This window comes from Sandaracinus amylolyticus (assembly GCF_021631985.1).
Taxonomy (GTDB): domain Bacteria; phylum Myxococcota_A; class Polyangia; order Polyangiales; family Sandaracinaceae; genus Sandaracinus; species Sandaracinus amylolyticus_A.
This window is the reverse complement of record NZ_CP070225.1, coordinates 8,655,417-8,671,868: the sequence shown is the minus strand read 5'-3', so window position 1 is coordinate 8,671,868 and position 16,452 is coordinate 8,655,417. Positions and strand designations below refer to the sequence as shown.

11 protein-coding genes are annotated in these 16,452 nt (G+C 72.5%); 4 read left to right on the top strand and 7 right to left on the bottom strand.

What is annotated here, in order from left to right; all coding sequences use genetic code 11:
• Window positions 1-43 precede the first annotated feature (43 nt).
• The 4 genes from I5071_RS36795 to I5071_RS36780 all read right to left on the bottom strand — a co-directional run bounded on the left by I5071_RS36795 (window position 44) and on the right by I5071_RS36780 (window position 6,995).
• Window positions 44-3,475, bottom strand: coding sequence for an exodeoxyribonuclease V subunit gamma (locus I5071_RS36795; RefSeq protein ID WP_236518034.1), 3,432 nt, complete (start codon window positions 3,473-3,475; stop codon window positions 44-46).
• A gap of 525 nt (window positions 3,476-4,000) precedes the next feature.
• The gene (locus I5071_RS36790) at window positions 4,001-4,918 is read right to left on the bottom strand and encodes a hypothetical protein (protein WP_236518033.1); all 918 of its coding nucleotides are present in this window, start codon (window positions 4,916-4,918) and stop codon (window positions 4,001-4,003) included.
• A 22-nt stretch (window positions 4,919-4,940) separates the two neighbouring features.
• Window positions 4,941-6,245 carry a hypothetical protein gene (locus tag I5071_RS46900; protein WP_329611106.1) on the bottom strand — a complete coding sequence of 435 codons (1,305 nt, stop codon included), beginning with the start codon at window positions 6,243-6,245 and terminating at the stop codon, window positions 4,941-4,943.
• Window positions 6,246-6,314: 69 nt separating this feature from the next.
• Entirely contained in the window at window positions 6,315-6,995 is a 681-nt protein-coding gene (locus I5071_RS36780; protein ID WP_236518032.1) for a DUF4328 domain-containing protein, read from the bottom strand.
• 143 nt (window positions 6,996-7,138) lie between these two features.
• Here I5071_RS36780 and I5071_RS36775 point away from each other — a divergent pair, with 143 nt between their 5' ends.
• The 3 genes from I5071_RS36775 to I5071_RS36765 are packed head-to-tail and all read left to right on the top strand — an operon-like array spanning window position 7,139 to window position 11,379.
• The gene (locus tag I5071_RS36775; RefSeq protein ID WP_236518031.1) at window positions 7,139-8,122 is read left to right on the top strand and encodes a TIGR04222 domain-containing membrane protein; all 984 of its coding nucleotides are present in this window, start codon (window positions 7,139-7,141) and stop codon (window positions 8,120-8,122) included.
• Window positions 8,123-8,126: 4 nt separating this feature from the next.
• A complete protein-coding gene (locus I5071_RS36770; protein ID WP_236518030.1) occupies window positions 8,127-9,314 on the top strand; it encodes a DUF692 domain-containing protein in 1,188 nt (395 codons plus the stop codon).
• Window positions 9,315-9,327: 13 nt separating this feature from the next.
• Window positions 9,328-11,379, top strand: coding sequence for an ATP-dependent helicase (locus I5071_RS36765; protein ID WP_236518029.1), 2,052 nt, complete (start codon window positions 9,328-9,330; stop codon window positions 11,377-11,379).
• 10 nt (window positions 11,380-11,389) lie between these two features.
• Here I5071_RS36765 and I5071_RS36760 read toward each other — a convergent pair whose 3' ends face one another.
• Window positions 11,390-12,403, bottom strand: coding sequence for a hypothetical protein (locus I5071_RS36760; protein WP_236518028.1), 1,014 nt, complete (start codon window positions 12,401-12,403; stop codon window positions 11,390-11,392).
• A gap of 120 nt (window positions 12,404-12,523) precedes the next feature.
• On the opposite strand from I5071_RS36760, the gene I5071_RS36755 reads away from it, so the two are divergent.
• The gene (locus tag I5071_RS36755; RefSeq protein WP_236518027.1) at window positions 12,524-13,900 is read left to right on the top strand and encodes a zinc dependent phospholipase C family protein; all 1,377 of its coding nucleotides are present in this window, start codon (window positions 12,524-12,526) and stop codon (window positions 13,898-13,900) included.
• On the opposite strand, the gene I5071_RS36750 is transcribed toward I5071_RS36755, so the two are convergent.
• Together I5071_RS36750 and I5071_RS36745 are read right to left on the bottom strand one after the other, a co-directional pair.
• Window positions 13,881-15,167, bottom strand: coding sequence for a hypothetical protein (locus tag I5071_RS36750; RefSeq protein WP_236518026.1), 1,287 nt, complete (start codon window positions 15,165-15,167; stop codon window positions 13,881-13,883). The two genes, I5071_RS36755 and I5071_RS36750, sit on opposite strands and share 20 nt — an antisense overlap.
• A gap of 160 nt (window positions 15,168-15,327) precedes the next feature.
• The gene (locus I5071_RS36745) at window positions 15,328-16,443 is read right to left on the bottom strand and encodes a glycoside hydrolase family 2 TIM barrel-domain containing protein (protein ID WP_236607718.1); all 1,116 of its coding nucleotides are present in this window, start codon (window positions 16,441-16,443) and stop codon (window positions 15,328-15,330) included.
• Window positions 16,444-16,452: the final 9 nt, after the last annotated feature.

The window sequence follows — 16,452 nt, the reverse complement described above, 5'->3', positions numbered from 1 at the left end:
GATCGACCGGGCTCGCGCTCGGGCCGCGGCCGGCCCGCTCGCCTCACGGCGCCCTCTTGATGCCGCGGAGGTGATCGAAGAACGCGCGGAACCTGCGGCTCGCAAGCGCGAGCGCGCTCTTGGGCTCGGGCGCGGGGTGCAGCGCGGCGTCGCGCACCGGGCCGAAGCGGGACGAGCCACCGTCCCACTTGGTGCGCACTTGCTCGATCGAGCGCGCCAGCTCTTCGCTCGGGTTGTCGTGGCCGCGCGTGAAGAGCGCCTCGCTGCGCAGCACCGCCTCGCAGGGGAGGAACACGCCGTGCGGGCCCTCGCGCAGATCGTCGAGCACGCCCGCGAGCCAGCGCGCCGCCGCCTCTTTGCGCATCGGCGCGAGCTGCACGACCAGCGGGCCTCCATCACAACGATCGAGCACCCACGCCCGCCGCGTGTTGCCGCTCGAGATCCCCGACGCCGCGAGCACCGCGTGATCGACGAACGCCCGCAGCGCGTACCTCAGCTGCTCCACGCGCGCGCGCTCGCCCTGCCCTTCGAGCCGCGTCGACGTCGTCGTGCGCAGCGAGTCGCCGGTCGAGAGCAGCCATCGCGTCGCGCCGATCACCTCGACGTGATCCGACCCGAGCGGCACCACCACCGGCTCGTGCGGTCGCTCGATCACGACCTCGCCGCGCGACACCGTCGCCCCGAAGCGCACTCGATGGATCCGGGTGCCCGCGGGGAACCGCGCATATCCGCGCCGCCACGCCAGCAGATCACGGCGGTCCTCGTCGCGCCGCAGCGTCGCGAGCACGCCGATCGGCCACGCGCCCCGCGCCGCGCTGCGCGCGATCCGCTCGCGATAGATCGCGTCGATCGCATCGTCCTCGCGATCGAGCGCGGCGAGGAACACCTCTTCGAGCACGCGATCGCGCTCGGTGCGCGCGACCTCGAATGGCTCGTCCTCCGCCGCCGCATCGACGTCGTCCTGGTCCTGTCCGATCACCAGCCGCGCATGCCCTTGGATCGGACACTCGAGGAAGCGGCGGATCGCCTCGATCGACACTCGCTCGCGCGGCTCGTCCTCCACGTCCCGGGCGCGCGGCGGGACCCGCGGCATCGCGAGCAGCGCGCGACGCGGATCACTCTCGGGCAGCAGCGCGAGCGCAGCTTCGGGAAAGCGCGCATCCGCGAGCGCACGACGGTGGGGCGCGCCCTCGATCCGCGCCCGCGCTTCGTCGGCCGCGGCGGGCAGCGCGTGGGCGCGGATCGCATCGTCCGCGAGCTCGTCGTGACGTCGCAGCGTCGGGGTGCGGCGCGGAAGCGGTGCGCCGACCGCCTCTTCGATCGCGCTCACGACCGACGAAGGCTGACGCGCCTCGCCGCTCTGCTCGTCGCGCGCGACCCACGAGAGCACCAGCCGATCGCGCGCGCACAGCAAGGTCTCGAGGAACGTGTAGCGATCACGCTCGTCGATCGACACGTCGCCCGGCTTGCGCCCCGCGGCCCGCAGATCGAGCCCGGTCTCCAGCTCGCGCGCCGGGAACCGCCCTTCTCCGAGCCCCAGCACGAAGATCGCGCGGAACGGAATCGCCCGCATCGGCAGGAGCGACGCCACCACCACGCCATCGCCGAGCGGCACACCGCGCGCCGCCGGCAACGACTCGAGCTCGGCGCGCGCGAGCTCCGCCGCGACCGAGTACCCGACGCGCACGCCCGCATCGCGCTTCGCGAGCTCGGCGAGCGCAGTGAGACAACGACGCAGCTCGCTCTCCTCGGGCCCCTCGCCGACCACGAGATAGCTGCGCAGCAACGCCTCGAAGAAGCGCGCCCACTCGCTGGGCAACATCGACGCGCCGCGCGCGAACCGCGCGTCCGACGCCAGCGATCGCACCAGCAATCCGAGCCCGCCGCCGAGCTCGTCCGATCCCGCGATCGGCTCGGGCGAGAGCGGCACTGCGTCGATGTCGAAGCGACCGCCGCCCTCCATCACCACGCCGAGCGCGAGCCGCCGCACCGCCTGATCCCAGTGCACGAGGCCGCTGCCCTCGAGGTACGTGCCGCGATGATCGCGCGCATCGATCCCGTGGAACACGCCGAGGCGATCACACAGCGCAGCGACCCGCGCGGGATCGGCATCCGGCCAGCGCGCGAGCACCAGCGGGTGCGCGAGGATCTCGAGCAGCGCCGCGCGCGTGAACGACGACGCGGGCAGATCGATCAGCCGCAGCGCGCAGTCGGCGACCCGCGAGCGCGCCGCGAGCGCGAGATCGGCCGCGTTCCACGGCAGATCGTGGGCCTCGGCGAACACCGCCTCGAGGTGCGGCAGGTAGCGATCACGATCGGGCCCGTTCACGAGCACCGCGATCTCGTGGAAGCGATAGGGCCGCTCGCTCTTCGTCGAGCCGTCGATCAGCGACCAGATCTCGGTCGCGACGGTCTCGAGCTCGCGGCGGATCGAGGGACACGCGAGGAGCTGCACGCTGCCGTCGCCGATCGTCTCGCCGATCTCGATCGGCGCGCGATGCAGGATCGCCGACTGGATCCGCGTGAGCAGCGTCGCATCGCCGGGCTCGTCGAACGACGCGTGAGCGTCGAACCCGGTGAGCTCGTCGAGCATCGCGACGTGCTCGCGACCCGGACGGCCCCACGCGCGCAGCAGCGCGTTGTCGACGTCGCTCTCGAGCGCATAGGGATCGTGCTCGCCGCGCGCTCGGGCCCGGCGCTTCGCGCGCCGCGCCTCGGCGTCGCTGATCGCGTCCTCCCAGAACTCCTCGCACGGGTTGAGCGCGTAGACGTGGAGCGCGGTCTTCGCGCCCAGCGCCGCGATCGCCTGCTGGAAGATGCGCGCGACGTACGAGACGCCGAACACGTGCGCCTCGCTCGCCGCGCTCTCGGGCACCGCGGCCGCGAGCGCATCGGCGAGCGTCATCGCCTCGAGCGCCACGTCCCCGCGCGCCCGCACCGCGAGGAAGAGCGCGCGCTGCCAGCGCTCGGTCGCGGCGAACGCGGTGCCCTCGAGCGGAGTGCCCTCGAGCTCGAGCGCGCCCTTGGACCACGCCTCGATCATCTTCGCGCGCGAGAAGCCGTACTCCTCGAACGAGCGGGCGAGGCGTCGCGCGAGCTGCACCGCGCGGCGCGCGATCGCATCGGGCTCGTCACCCGCGGCGCGCAGATAGGACCGCACCGGCTCGAGCTCGGGATCGCTCGCGTCGAGCTCGAGCAGCGTCGCGAGCAGGCGTCCTTCGATCGCCGCGCCCTCGAGCACCTTCGGCGCGCCCTCGCGCGACAGGCGCTCCGAGACGAAGCGCTCGAGCCGCACGAAGCGCAGGTTCGCCGCGATGCCGAGCCGCGACGCGAGCTGCATCTCGACCCAGCGCTCCATCGGGCGGTTGGGCACGACGATCGTGACCGCCTCGAGTGGGTCGGCGCGCTCGGCGATCCGCGTCGCGAGCGCGCGCACCAGGTGCTCGGTGCGGTTCGAGTAACACAGCCGGATCATCGCGGAGGGCGCGACGATAGCGCGCCGGGCGGACGACTGGACGCAGGATCAGGTGCGCCCGGCGCGAGACCCGATCGGACGTCCCTGGATCGAGATTTTTGGGGGCCGAGTCCCAATCTGGCGTCCCTGAATTGAGATTTGCCGGCGTAAATCTCAATTCGGTGACCCCGAATTGAGATTTACCGGCGTGGATCGCGTCCGAGCGAGCCAAGAAGGCGCACTCGCGGCGGGAGATCACCTCCGAGCGTCCGCCGAGGCGCTTCCACGGGCGTGGATCGCGATCGAGCGCGGCTCGAAGCGCTTCCACGGGCGTGGATCGCGATCGAGCGCGCTTCGAACGGCTTCCCCCGCGGTGGATCGCGATCGAGCGCGCTTCGAACGGCTTTCCCCGCGGTGGATCGCGCTCGACGGCGGGTCGGGCGGGCTCGGCGGGTGCAGAACGCGTGCGACGGCGCGTCGGGAGGGCTTCGGCGGCAGGAACCGCCGACGACGACCGCGACCACGACGGCGAGGACGCCGCTCCAATCAGTGCAGGTACGCGCCGCAGCGGGGGTCGCCGTCGGGGACGTCCTCGGCGCTCGCCTCGCCGCGGGGGAAGATCTGGCGGTCGCAGAGCGCCGCGAGGATGTCGAGGATCTCCTGGCGGATCTCGGCCGCGGTCTCGCCGCGCACCTGGCGGCCCATCGGGGAGCCGGGCTGGCCGTTGAGGATCTTGAGCCAGTCCTCGTACGCCTTCTGACGCGCGTGCGAGCCGAGGGAGTACGCGCCGTCGTCGAACAGGATCGCGGTGCCGTCGTCGCCGTGACAGTCCGCGCAGCGCTCCGCGTAGAGCAGCACGCCGCGGGTTCCGTCGGCGCCCTCGCGCAGCGCGTAGTGACCGGCGTCGGGGCTCGTCAGCGCGAAGACGTCCTCGGCACGCGGGAGCTCGCCGTCGCGCATGCGCACCACGAACGCGGCGATCTCCTCGAGCTCGTGGCGCTCGAGCACGTCGCCGTACGCCGGCAGATCGCCCTCGCCGCGCTCCAGCCGATCCGCGACCTCGCGCACCGAGCCCGGCCACGCCAGCGAGTCGCTCGCGACGACGTACGGCTTGTTCATGTGCGCCGGGCCGTAGAGCCCGGCCCGACCGCGCAGATCCCAGCCCAAGAGGTTCTTGAGCCGGTAGTCGTGCCCGCCGTCGTTGAGCAGCGCGCGCCCGTCGGCGAGGCGCAGCGTTCCGTCGCTCGCAGGACCACCCTGGCCGTCGGGAACGCCCGCCGTGGCGCGGGCGTCGGGCACGAAGTCGGTGCGCCCGAGCTCACGCGCCCAGTGATCGAAGAGCCGACCACCACGCGCGTCGTCGAGCGCGGTGAGCGCTGGCATCTGCGGGGCCGGGCTCGTCGCCGCGCCACCACAGCCCATCAGGGCGATCCACACGAAGAACCTCGATGCAGCTCTCTTCATGGCGCGCGCGTCGTAGCACGCGTCAGAACAAGAGGAGCTCGGGCTGCGCGGCGACGATCGTCACGACGTGTCCCGCGGTGCCGGGCTCCGCCGCGCCCGACGCCGCGGTCGAGCGGGTGGCGTCCCCGCCGTCGCCGCCCGATGCGCCTCCGCCTCCGCCCGACACGAGGGCGGCGCCGGTGCCCGCGGTGTTGCCGGCGGCGCCGCCCGCGACCTGGAGGTTCGCGGTGTTCGCGATCACCGGCGGAGCCGTGGAGAGCAGCTGGACGATCCCGCCGCCCCCTCCACCACCGGCGCCGTAGACGACGCCGGCCGCGCCCGCGGCGCCGTTCGCGCCGTTGCCGCCGCGCGCGCGAGCGAAGCCGTTGAGGCCGAAGGTGATGGTGCCGCGCGAGACGATCGTGAGGACGCCGCCACCACCCCCGCCACCCCCGGCGGTCGCGATGGCCGCAGCGGTGCTCGCGTTGCGACCCTCGAGCTCGATCGTCCCGTTGATCGTCACGGTGCCGCGCGCGGCGAGGATCATGCGCCCGCCGCCCTCGCCGCCGGTGACCAGCGGATTGTTGACGGGACGGCTGCCGCCGCCGCCGCCGACCACGTCGGCACGCGAGACGATCGAGGCGCGCGCGATGCCGGTGCCGCGACCACCTTCGGCGCCGCCCGCGGCCGACTGCGCGATCCCGCGATCGGGCGCGTTGTCCCCGACGTCCGTCAGCTGCTGCTGCACCGCGAGGATGGCGGCGCTGCCGATGGTGATGTTGCCCGTCGCGCGGATCACGATGCCGCTCGGCACGATCACGGTGCCGTCGATCTGCACGTTGCGGAACATCAGGTTCGCGCCGTTCGGCAGCGAGGAGAAGCCGCTGGTGAAGAAGCGCGGGGGGTCGGTGGAGCGGACGATCAGATCGCCCGCCGAGCCGTCGCCGTAGATCGCCATCGCGCCGGGCTCGCCCTGGGGGCCGGTCGCGCCGGTCGCGCCGGTCGCGCCGGTCGCACCCTGGGGGCCCGGGTCGCCTTGGGGACCCTGCGCGCCCTCGGGGCCCTGGGGTCCGATCGGGCCGATCGGGCCGATCGCGCCCATCGCGCCTTCGGGGCCCTGCGGACCCTGGGGACCCTGGAGGCCCTGCTCGCCCTGCTCGCCCTGTGGGCCCTGTGCGCCCTGCTCGCCCTGCGGACCCATCGGGCCGATCGGGCCCTGCGGTCCCGTCGGTCCTTCTGGACCTTCGGGGCCCGCGGGCCCGGTGGGACCTTCCGCTCCGTCGCCGCCGCCGCCGCAAGCGACGAGCAACGCGACCCATGTCGCGACCCAGAGAGAGGATGAACGCATGCGCGTCCATTCTCGGTGGGTCGCGAGTCCGATCCAACTGCTCGATTCCGTGCTCGCAAGAAAGTGTATTCAGGCGAACTGCGCGGCGATCGCGTGCGCGTCGGCGCGGGTCGAGAGCGCGATCTGGTTCTTCTGGATGCGGCGGATCACCAGGATCGCGAGGGTCGCGGACGCGACCTGCAGCGCGACGAGCGCGAGCCAGACGAGCCCGGCGATCGCGCCCTCGGTGACCGCGGCCACGTAGAGGAGCAGCAGCGTGGCGACCCACGCGGCCCACCACGCCATCACGATCCCCGAGGTGTGGCCGAGCCTCTCGGGATCGCTCCTCCGATCGATCTCGCTGACGACCTGGTACGGCAGCCAGAAGCTCACACACGGGATGAACCACGCGCCGATCGCGAGGCTCGGGCCGTGCTCCGGCGCTTCTTCGGCGAGCAGGTACGAGTTCGTGCTCGCGCCGTGCAGCCACGCGATGAACGCGACCGCGGTGCCGAAGCGCACCACGAGCTCCACGACGTTCGCGGCCGCCGCGAAGTCGTCGCCCAACATCGTCGGCGCGCCCGACGCGGCGGACGTGATCACGTCGGCGACCCCGATGCCGAGCACCACGAGGTAGAGGAGCGGGTTGATCGCGAGCGCGATCTGCGCGATCAGCGCGCGCGTCCGGATGTCGCGAAATCCTCGCGGCGCTTCGGCCGGCGCCTCGTCGTGATCGGCGTCAAAGGTCTTCTCGAATTCTGCTGGGTCCATGATGGGGCGCCTCCGCCGTGCGTCGCGATGGTAGGCGGCGCCCTGCCGGGGCGCGAGCCAGGAATACTCGGAGCCCGCGGGGCCTTCGTGGGCGCAACGACGGTCTCGCCGCATCGACATCGCAGCACTGGAGAGGTGACGAGATGAGCCCCTTCGCGCTGGTCGGACCGCAGTTCCTGTTCTTCTACGTCGCGCTCGCCGCGATGGTGCTCGCGCTGACGCTCTGGGCGCGCGACCGGCTCGCGCGTGCGCCCCACGACGTGCCCGCGGAGCGCTCGGTGCGCGCGCTCGATCCGTTCGAGATCGCGTACCTGCGCGACGGCGCGCGCGGCGCGATCGCGGCGGCGCTCGCGTCCTTGGTCCACCGCGGATGGGCGCGCATCGAGGGCAGCACGTTCGTCGGCGAGCCCGAGGCGCCCTCCGATCCCAGGGCGAGCGTGTACCGGAAGAGCGCGCGCCCGATCGAGAGCGCGAGCGCGCTCGAGCGCGCGGTGCTGGCGGTGGTGCGCGCGTCCGCGAGCACGTTCCGGGCGATCGTCGCGCGCTGCGGCGATCAGCTCGCCGCGATCGAGGGGAGCCTGGTGTCGCAGGGCCTCGTGCTCTCGCGCCGCGACCTGCGGGGGCGACGGCTCCTGCTGCGGGTGCCGACGCTCGTGCTGCTCGGCATCGGGACGGCCCGCATCGCGATGGGCATCGCGCACCATCGCCCGGTGCTCTTCCTCGTGATGCTCGTCGTCGCGTCGCTCGCGATGCTCGCGATCGACGTGCGCTCGGCGCGCACCGGTCGCGGTGATGCGGCGCTCCGCATGCTCGAGGAGCACAACGCCGCGCTGCGCCCGACGCTCGAGCACGCGCCGCAGCAGCTCACCGACGACGAGCTGGTGCTCGGCAGCGCGATCTTCGGCCCGGGCTCGCTCGGAGGCCTGCTCTCGCCGATCGGGGCCCTCGCGATTCCGTCTCCGTCCACTCACTCGTGGTCCTTCGGCGACAGCGGGTACTCGCACTCGTGCTCGAGCAGCCACGACCACGGCGGCAGCAGCTGCGGCGGGGGCAGCAGCTGCGGTGGCGGTGGTGATGGCGGTGGTGGCGGATGCGGGGGCTGCGGTGGTGGTGGCGGCGGTGACTGAGAGCGTGTCCAACATCGGGTCGCCGGCGCAGGGCCCTGCCGTCCGCGTGGGCCGCACGCTCCCGTGCGGGCCCTCCGCCAGCGAGCACTCCAGCTGGACTGAGACCCGCCTGCCGATCGGCGTCGGGCTCGGATGGCGACCCGAGACCGCGTGGGCGTGCGAGCAGCGCGCGACGCTCGCGTTCTCCGAGGTGATCGCGGAGAGCGTGCCGGTGCGGGGCCCGCTGCCGCGCGCGCTCGAGCGCCTCCTCGAGCGCGGCGTGCCGGTCGTGCCGCACGGCGTCTCGCTCGCGCTCGGCAGCGCCGATCCGCCCGATCGCGCGCGCCTCGATCGCCTGGCGCAGGTGCGGGCGCGGCTCGGGAGCACGCTGGTGAGCGAGCACGTCGCGTTCGTGCGCGGCGCGGGGCTGGAGACCGAGCACCTGCTGCCGGTGCCGCCGACGCGCGCCGCGCTGGCGATCGTCGCCGAGAACGTGCAGCGCGCGCAGGACGTGCTGCGGGTGCCGCTCGCGCTCGAGAACATCGCGAGCCTCTTCACCTGGCCGGAGCGCGAGATGGAGGTCGCGTCGTTCCTCGCCGAGCTCTGCGCGCGCACCGGCGCGCTGCTCCTGCTCGACGCGTCGAACCTGCACGCCGACGTCGAGAACCACGGCGCGCGGGTGAGCGCCTTCCTCGATGCGCTGCCGCTCGATCGAATCGTGTACGTGCACGTCGCGGGCGGCGAGCGAAGGCACGGCTTCTATCAGGACACCCATGCGCATCCGGTCGGCGAGGGCCCGCTCGGGACGCTCGCCGCGGTCCTCGCGCGCACCGGTCCGCTGCCGCTGCTGCTCGAGCGCGACGACGGCTTCGGCAGGCGCGACGAGCTCGACGCGGAGCTCGACGCGATCGCGGCGATCCTCGCGTCGTGCCCGGCGCGCGAGGTCGTCTCGCGCACGTCGAGCTCGCCGGCGACGCGTGCGAGCGAGACGGATCGGTCGGCGCTGCGCGATCGTCAGGACGCGATCGTGCGCGCGCTCCTCGCGGACGGCGATGCGCCGCACGACGTGCACCTCGAGCGGGCGCGCCACGTGCTGCGTGCGAAGCGCGCGTGGGTCGACGCGCGACGGAAGCGCCGCGCAGGATCGCGCGGGATCTGGGCGCGATTGCGCGCGATGCTCGGCGCGCTGGACGGACGATCAGCGCTCGGTTAACCCTGGCCCGCTCATGACGCGGCTCATCCCGGGATTGAACGAGGCGCAGTCGGCAGCGGTCTCCCACGACGACGGGCCCCTCCTGGTGCTCGCCGGGGCGGGCTCGGGCAAGACGCGCGTCATCACGCATCGCATCGCGCGGCTCGTGAAGGAGCGGATGGTGCCACCGGATCGCATCCTCGCGGTCTCGTTCACCAACAAGGCCGCCGAGGAGATGGCCGAGCGCATGGCGCCGCTCGTCGGCAAGGAGCGCGCGCAGAAGCTCTGGCTCTCGACGTTCCACTCGTTCGGCGTGCGCTTCCTCCAGGAAGAAGCGCGCACGATGCTCGGCGAGACCGGCGACGGGCGCGCGCGCTTCGTCATCTTCGATCAGGCCGACGCGCTGGGCCTGGTGCGCGAGATCGTGAAGCGCGAGGGGCTCGCGGATCGGAAGCTCGATCTGTGGTCGGTCCACGCCCGCATCTCGCTGTGGAAGAACAAGTCGCTCGGCCCCGACGAAGTGCCGAAGAGCGGCGGCGGCGAGTACGACGAGGTCGCGCGCGACGTCTATCCGCACTACGAGGCCGCGCTGCGCTCGATGCGCGCGTTCGACTTCGACGATCTCGTGCTCGCGCCGGTGCGCTTCCTGAAGCAGCGCGAGGACGTGCGGCAGAAGTGGCGCGAGCGCTTCCGCTACATGCTGATCGACGAGTTCCAGGACACCAACAAGGTCCAGCTCGATCTGGTGCGCCTGCTCGCGAACGAGCGCTCGAACGTGTGCGTCGTCGGCGACGACGATCAGTCGATCTACGGATGGCGCGGCGCCGAGGTCAGCAACATCCTCGACTTCGATCAGTTCTTCCCGGGCGCGACGATCGTGAAGCTCGAGCAGAACTACCGCTCGCGCGCGCCGATCTGCGAGATCGCGAACGCCGCCATCGGTCGCTCGTCGATGCGCCGCCTCGGCAAGGTGCTGCGCGCGACCAAGAACGGCGGCGAGATGGTGCGCCTCTGTCAGGTCGGCGACATCGAGCAGGAGGCGCGCTTCGTCGCGAAGGAGATCCGGAGGCTGCGCGCCGATCACGGCATCAAGTCGAGCGACGTCGCGGTGCTCTATCGCTCGAACCTGCAGGCCCGCGCGATCGAGGAGGAGCTGCGCGTCGAGGGCGTGCCCTACCAGGTCTACGGCGGCACGCAGTTCTTCGATCGCAAGCAGGTGAAGGACGCGGTCGCGTACCTGCGCTGCGTGGTGCACCGCCAGGACGAGCTCTCGCTGCGGCGCATCCTCAACTACCCGACACGCGGAATCGGGGACACGACGGTGACACGCGTCGAGCGCTGGGCGATGGCGAAGGGCGTGCCCTTCTACGACGCCGTGTTCCGCATGGATCACATCCCCGAGGTGCCCGACGCCGCGAAGCGGGGCGCGGCGCAGCTCGCGGCGGGGCTCGCGGAGGCGCGCGAGCGCTTCGCGACCGGCACGAACCTGCAGGCGAGCGCGCTCTCGCTCTTCGATCGTGTGGGCCTGGTGCGCGAGCTCAAGGAGAGCGGCGACAAGGATCAGCAGCAGCGCTGGGGCGACGTCGAGTACGTGCTGCGCGCGATCGAGCGCTACGAGAAGACCGAGGCGAAGGAGCGGCCTTCGCTCGCGACGTTCCTGCACCGCATCACGATGCGGTTCAGCGAAGAGGAGGAGGAGACCGGCGACAAGGTCACGCTCTCCTCGCTGCACGGATCGAAGGGCCTCGAGTGGCCGGTCGTGTTCCTGATCGGATTGAACGAGGGCACGCTGCCGCACTCGCGCACCACCGATCCCAAGGTGACCGAGGCCGCGCCGACCGACGTCGAAGAAGAACGTCGTCTGTTCTACGTCGGCGTCACGCGCGCCCAGGAGCGCTTGTATCTGTGCCGCCCGATCCGTCGCGAGATGCGGGGCAAGCAGATCCCGCTCACGCCGAGCCGCTTTCTCGAAGGGCTGCCCGAGGCGCTGATCGAGAAGGTCGAGCACGACGATCGCGCGCCGGTCGCCCACGACGAGGCGGTCGATCTCGCCGACGCGCTGCTCGCGCGGCTCCGCGGAGGCTGAGAGAGCCGGCTCAGCCGAGGGCGGCGGCGAGCGCCTTGCGCACCGCGGGATCCGACGTGCGGTCGTGCAGCGCGCGCGCGGCGTCGGGATCGGCGAGCACGAGCGCGGCGACGAGCGCCTTCCGCGCCGGCGCGCCACGCGGCAGCTCGAGCAGGGTCGCCAGCGGGCCCGCGGCGCGTTCTCCGAGCACGTCGACCATGTCGAACGCGTAGTCGGCGGCGAGGTGGCCCCACTGCGGGCCCGACGCGCGCGCGATCTGTTGCGCGAGCTCGACGTCGTGGAGCGACGCGAGGATCGCCCAGCTCGGGGGCGACCACGGGAGCGCGCCGTGCTGCACGCGAGAGAGCCACTCGCGCGCGTCCGCCGCGGCCCACTCGGGCTCGCGCGGGAACGCGAGCGCGCACCCCGCGCGCGTCGCGGCATCGCCCTTGGCGCGCACGGCCTCGGCCGCGATGCGCGCAGCGACGTACTGCTCGCTCCGAGCATCCAGCGCGACGACGTGGGGCCGCAGCGCCGACCACCACTGCACCTCGCGCAGCGGGAAGTGCATGCCGCGGTCCCGCGGCTCGAGCGTGAGCTCGAAGTACGTCATCGGCGAGTACACGCCGGCGGTCGCGAAGCCGCTCTCGCGCGCGAGGAGCTCGACGGTGAACGCGACGCCGGCCGACTGCGCCCAGAGCCCGACCAGCGCGCGCGTGATCCGCTCGTCGTGGAGATCGGGGGGCTCGCGATCGACGAGCGCGATCGCAGCGCGGACCAGCTCGTCGTCGTGATCGAAGGTCGTGGGCGGGGCGCCCGACTCGAAGCTCGCGTAGACGCGCGCGATCGCCTCGCGCAGCGCGGGTGTGCCGCCCTCCGCCGGGCGTCGTCGCAGGCGCGCGCCCGCGCGGAAGCCGTCGACCAACGTGCGCCAGCACACGTCGGCCGCGAGGACGCGATCCTTGGGATCGAACGGGTGAGGGTGGAGCGGGCTGCGCAGCTTCTTCCGCTGGGCGCGGGTCCAGGCGAGGCCATCGGGTCGCATCGGCTCGCATCCTACTCGTGCGGCGACGCAGACCTCGCCCCGGAGACGTCACTTGCGGGCGCAACCACTTCATGACGACCATCGCGCGCGCGGCGCGCTCGGCGTCGCGGGGGAGCAACGATGGACCCGCTTCGATGGCTTGCTGTCGCCGGCATCGCGCTGGCGATGATCACCACGACACCTCGCGCCGCCTCGGCGCACGGGCTCCACGGTCACGTGCACGTGACCGGATGGGCGATCTCGAACCTTCCACCGGGCGAGCTGCGCGACGTCTTCGAGGATCCCGACGTGCGCGAGGCCGCGCTCGCGGGCGCGATGTTCCCCGACACCGGCTACGCGCTCGGCAGCGACGCGGCGCGCGCCTATGGCGAGCACGCGCACTGGGAGCCGTTCATCGAGGACTTCGTGCAGCGCGTGCGCACGACGTACGGCCCGACCTACGACACGAAGGAAGAGCGGATGCTCGTCGCGTTCCTCATGGGATGCGCGTCGCACGGCCTCCAGGACGAGCTCTTCGACTCGACGTTCCTCTACGAAGCGGAGCAGCGCGACGGGCACGGACAGGACGCGACCGATCCCGGCACCGACGGCTTCCTGGTGCAGGACGGCTACTTCTGGATGACGCCCAGCGAGTACCTGCCGATCGCCGATCTGCTCCCGCTCTACGCGTCGCTGCCGCAGAGCGCGGAGATCGACGAGGACCTGATCCAGTCGCAGGTGCGCCGGGTCCGCGGCGCGTACGTGAACGACACGATCGGGCCGACGATCGCGGAGAGCAACGGCGAGCGTTATCGCCCGGAGATCCCGTGGACCGCGGAGCACTACATGGACCCCGCGGTCGCCGGCAGCCTCTACGCGGAGATCACGCCGACCGCGCGCTACATGCTCGCGCTGTGGGAGCGCCTCCACGATCGCTTCGAGGAGAGCGAGCTCGTGATCCACGCATGGCCCGACGCGCCGCGCCGGCTGCGCGAGGCGGATCACGCGAGCGTCGCGAGCTGGGTCACGCTGGTGCTCGGCAAGGGCGTGCAGCAGGACGGCGCGAGCGCGACGCTGGTCGACTCGCTCGGCGCGCCGCACGGGTTCGAGCTGCGCTACACGCGGTGGGGCGGCGTCTCGCGCCTCGTGCGCTTCGTGGCGAGCGCGGACTACGCGCCGGGCGAGACCTACGTCGCGACGCTCGCGAGCGGCGCGATGCTGGTCGACGGATCGAGCACGACGATCGCGCACGAGCACACGTTCCAGGTCTCGTGCGCGACCGAGGACGACACCCGCTGTCCGCCGCTCGGCGAGATCGACGATCCCGTGATCCCGCCCGCGCCCGAAGAGCCCGACGCGGGCCCGCCCCCGGTGGTCGACGCGGGCGTCACCCCGATGCCGCCCGCGTCGAGCAGCTCGTGCGCGGTGTCGCCGAGCACGACGCGAGCGCGCGCCGAGTGGCTCGCGCTCGTGGTGATCGCGCTCGTCGCGGCGCGCGTCAGTCGCAGATCCCGCTGACGCAGGTTCCGACGCTGCAATCGAACGGCGTCGAGCACGGATCGCCCCGCAGCGCGGTGCCGCGACACGTGCTCGACTGACAGTTGCCCGACGCGCAGTCGCTCGGCGCCGCGCACGACGAGCCGTTCGGCAGACCGCCGCTCGCGGTGCAGCGCCCCTGGCTCGAACAGGTGCCGGACGTGCAATCGTCGCCCGAGCGGCAGCGCGCGCCCTCCTCGTTCCTCGGATCGCACACCGACACCGCAGTGCCCGAGACGCCGGGCACCGAGCGACACGAGGCGTCGCCGAGCTCGTTGCAGTCGGAGGTCCCGTCGCACGCCGGCAGGCAGCGGGGCCCGCACTCGCTCGTGTCGGCGCCCGAGCACGGCAGATCGACGCAGCGACCCGCGGCGCCGCAGTCGGCGTCGGACGCGCACACGTCGGAGCAGAACCCGCGGCTCCCAGTGCACTCGGCGACTCGCGAGTCGCAGGACGGAGCCGCGACACACGTGCCTTCGCCGCACTCCGACGCGAAGCGACAGGGCTCGAGCTCGCGGTGCGGCTCGCTCTCCATCGCGAACGCGCCGATCTGCGGGTCGCAGTACTGGATGCTCGAGTCCGAGGAGAACCGGCACTCACCGGGGCAGCTCGCGCCGCAGTCGGGGCGGCACCAGAAGATGTTCTGCTCGAGGCGGCCGAGGCACCGGTTGCCCGGGCAGTCGTCGTCGCCCTCGTCGAAGCCACAGTCGCGGCTGCAGTAGCTCCACCCGCTCTCGTCGGTGAGGCAGATGTCGCAGTTGGTCTCGTCGCACGGCGTCTCGAGCGGGACGCGGCAGACGCCGCGGAATCGACTGCAGTTGCCAGTGCGGCAGTCGGCGTCTGCGCCGCACTCCTCACCGACGTCGGCGAGCGGCGCGCAGCCCATCTCGGGCACGCATCGCTGTCCGGGGCATTTGCTGTCGCAGAGGTCGCAATAGCTGTCGTCGAGCGCCGCGCACGAGACCTGATCGCCATCGACGCAGATGAGCCCGGCGCCCACCTCCGAGCGCTCGGGCGAGCAGGTCTCGACGCAGAACCCGAACGCGCTGCAGCGATCGAGCGCGCCGAGCGCGGCGCAGTCGGCGTCGGTGGTGCACGTGTCGGTGCACTGCCACTGGTCGCAGACTCCGGTCGTGCACTCGCTGGGGGTCGCGCAGTACTCGCCGGGACCGCGCGGCGAGTCTCCACCGCCACCGCCGCCGCCACCTCCACCGCAGGCGCCGAGCAGCAGCAGAGTCAGGGCGAACAACCGATTGAGGGAACGAGATGGCACGAGCGGTCCTCCGCGGCAGTCCCGAGCTCGAGTGCTCGGGGCGCGCGAGGATAAGCGAAGCGCTCGGCTCGTCTAGCGCGAAAAATGCCGGATCACGCAAATCGACATGCGCTCACGATGTCGTATTCGCCGGCGCTCAGGGCGCGTAGAGCGCGCGCAGCGCGTCGTAGGCCGGGCGCGTGTGTCGATCGATGTCGACCACGCCCCACCACTCCTCGTTGAACGTGCGATCGGGGTGCGGCCCACCGCCCGGCGCGATGCCGCCGATGTCGTGCACGTCGGGGCTGCCCGACTGGTCCTTCCACCACTCGTCGGACCACTCGAAGATCGTGCCGCCGAGCACGATGCCGTCGCCCCGCCGCGCGGTCGACGACGCGAGGATCTCCTCGGTGAGCAGGCGCGTCGCCTCGGCCTGCGCGGCGAGGTTCTCGCGGCCTCCGTCGCGCGCGTCCCACGCGTCCGCGCCGTACTCCGAGACGAACATCGGCGCACCGCTCAGCGCGGCCCAGCGCGTGAAGAGATCGCCGAACGTCGCGCCGCGATAGACGTTGAGGCCCCACATGTCGATCGAGGGCATCGCGGCGATCGTCTCGGCGCTCGGGACCTCGCCGTAGATCGTGATCACCGGGCGCGACGGATCGAGCGCCTGGATCATCCCGGCGATGCGCTCGAGCCGATCGCGGGTCTGATCGAAGGGCAGCCCGGTGTAGAGCCCGTTGTAGTTCCACTCGTTGCCGACGATCCAGCCGAGCACCGCGCGATGGCCCATCGTCGCGCGCACCCGATCGAGGGCCGCGCTCTCGGCATCGCCGCCCCATGCGTAGACCGTCTGGAACACCGCGATGCCGTGGGCGTCGAGCACGTCGAGCACGCGCGTGTCGGTGATCGCGTCGTAGGTGCGGATCGTGTTGATGCCCGCGGTGCGCATCAGCGGCGCGTCGGTGTCGACGAAGCCCGCGAAGTCGGCGGGCTGGGTGCGGCCGCGCGCGACCGGGTTCCAGCACACGCCGCGGATCTCGTAGGGCGCGCCGTCGACGAGCAGTCGGCGACCGTCGACCCGCACGGTGCGCGCGCCGGGCGTGCCCGAGTCCGACCCAGGCGTGCTCGCGTCCTCGTCGTCGATCGGGATCGCGGCATCGTCGTCGTCCTCGACCGCTGCGTCGGCGCGCGACGACGCGTCGTTCCGGGGCGTTGCTGCGTCGCGATCGTCGGCGAGCGTTCCGTCGCACGCCGCGAGCACGAGCACCAGCATCGAGAGCAC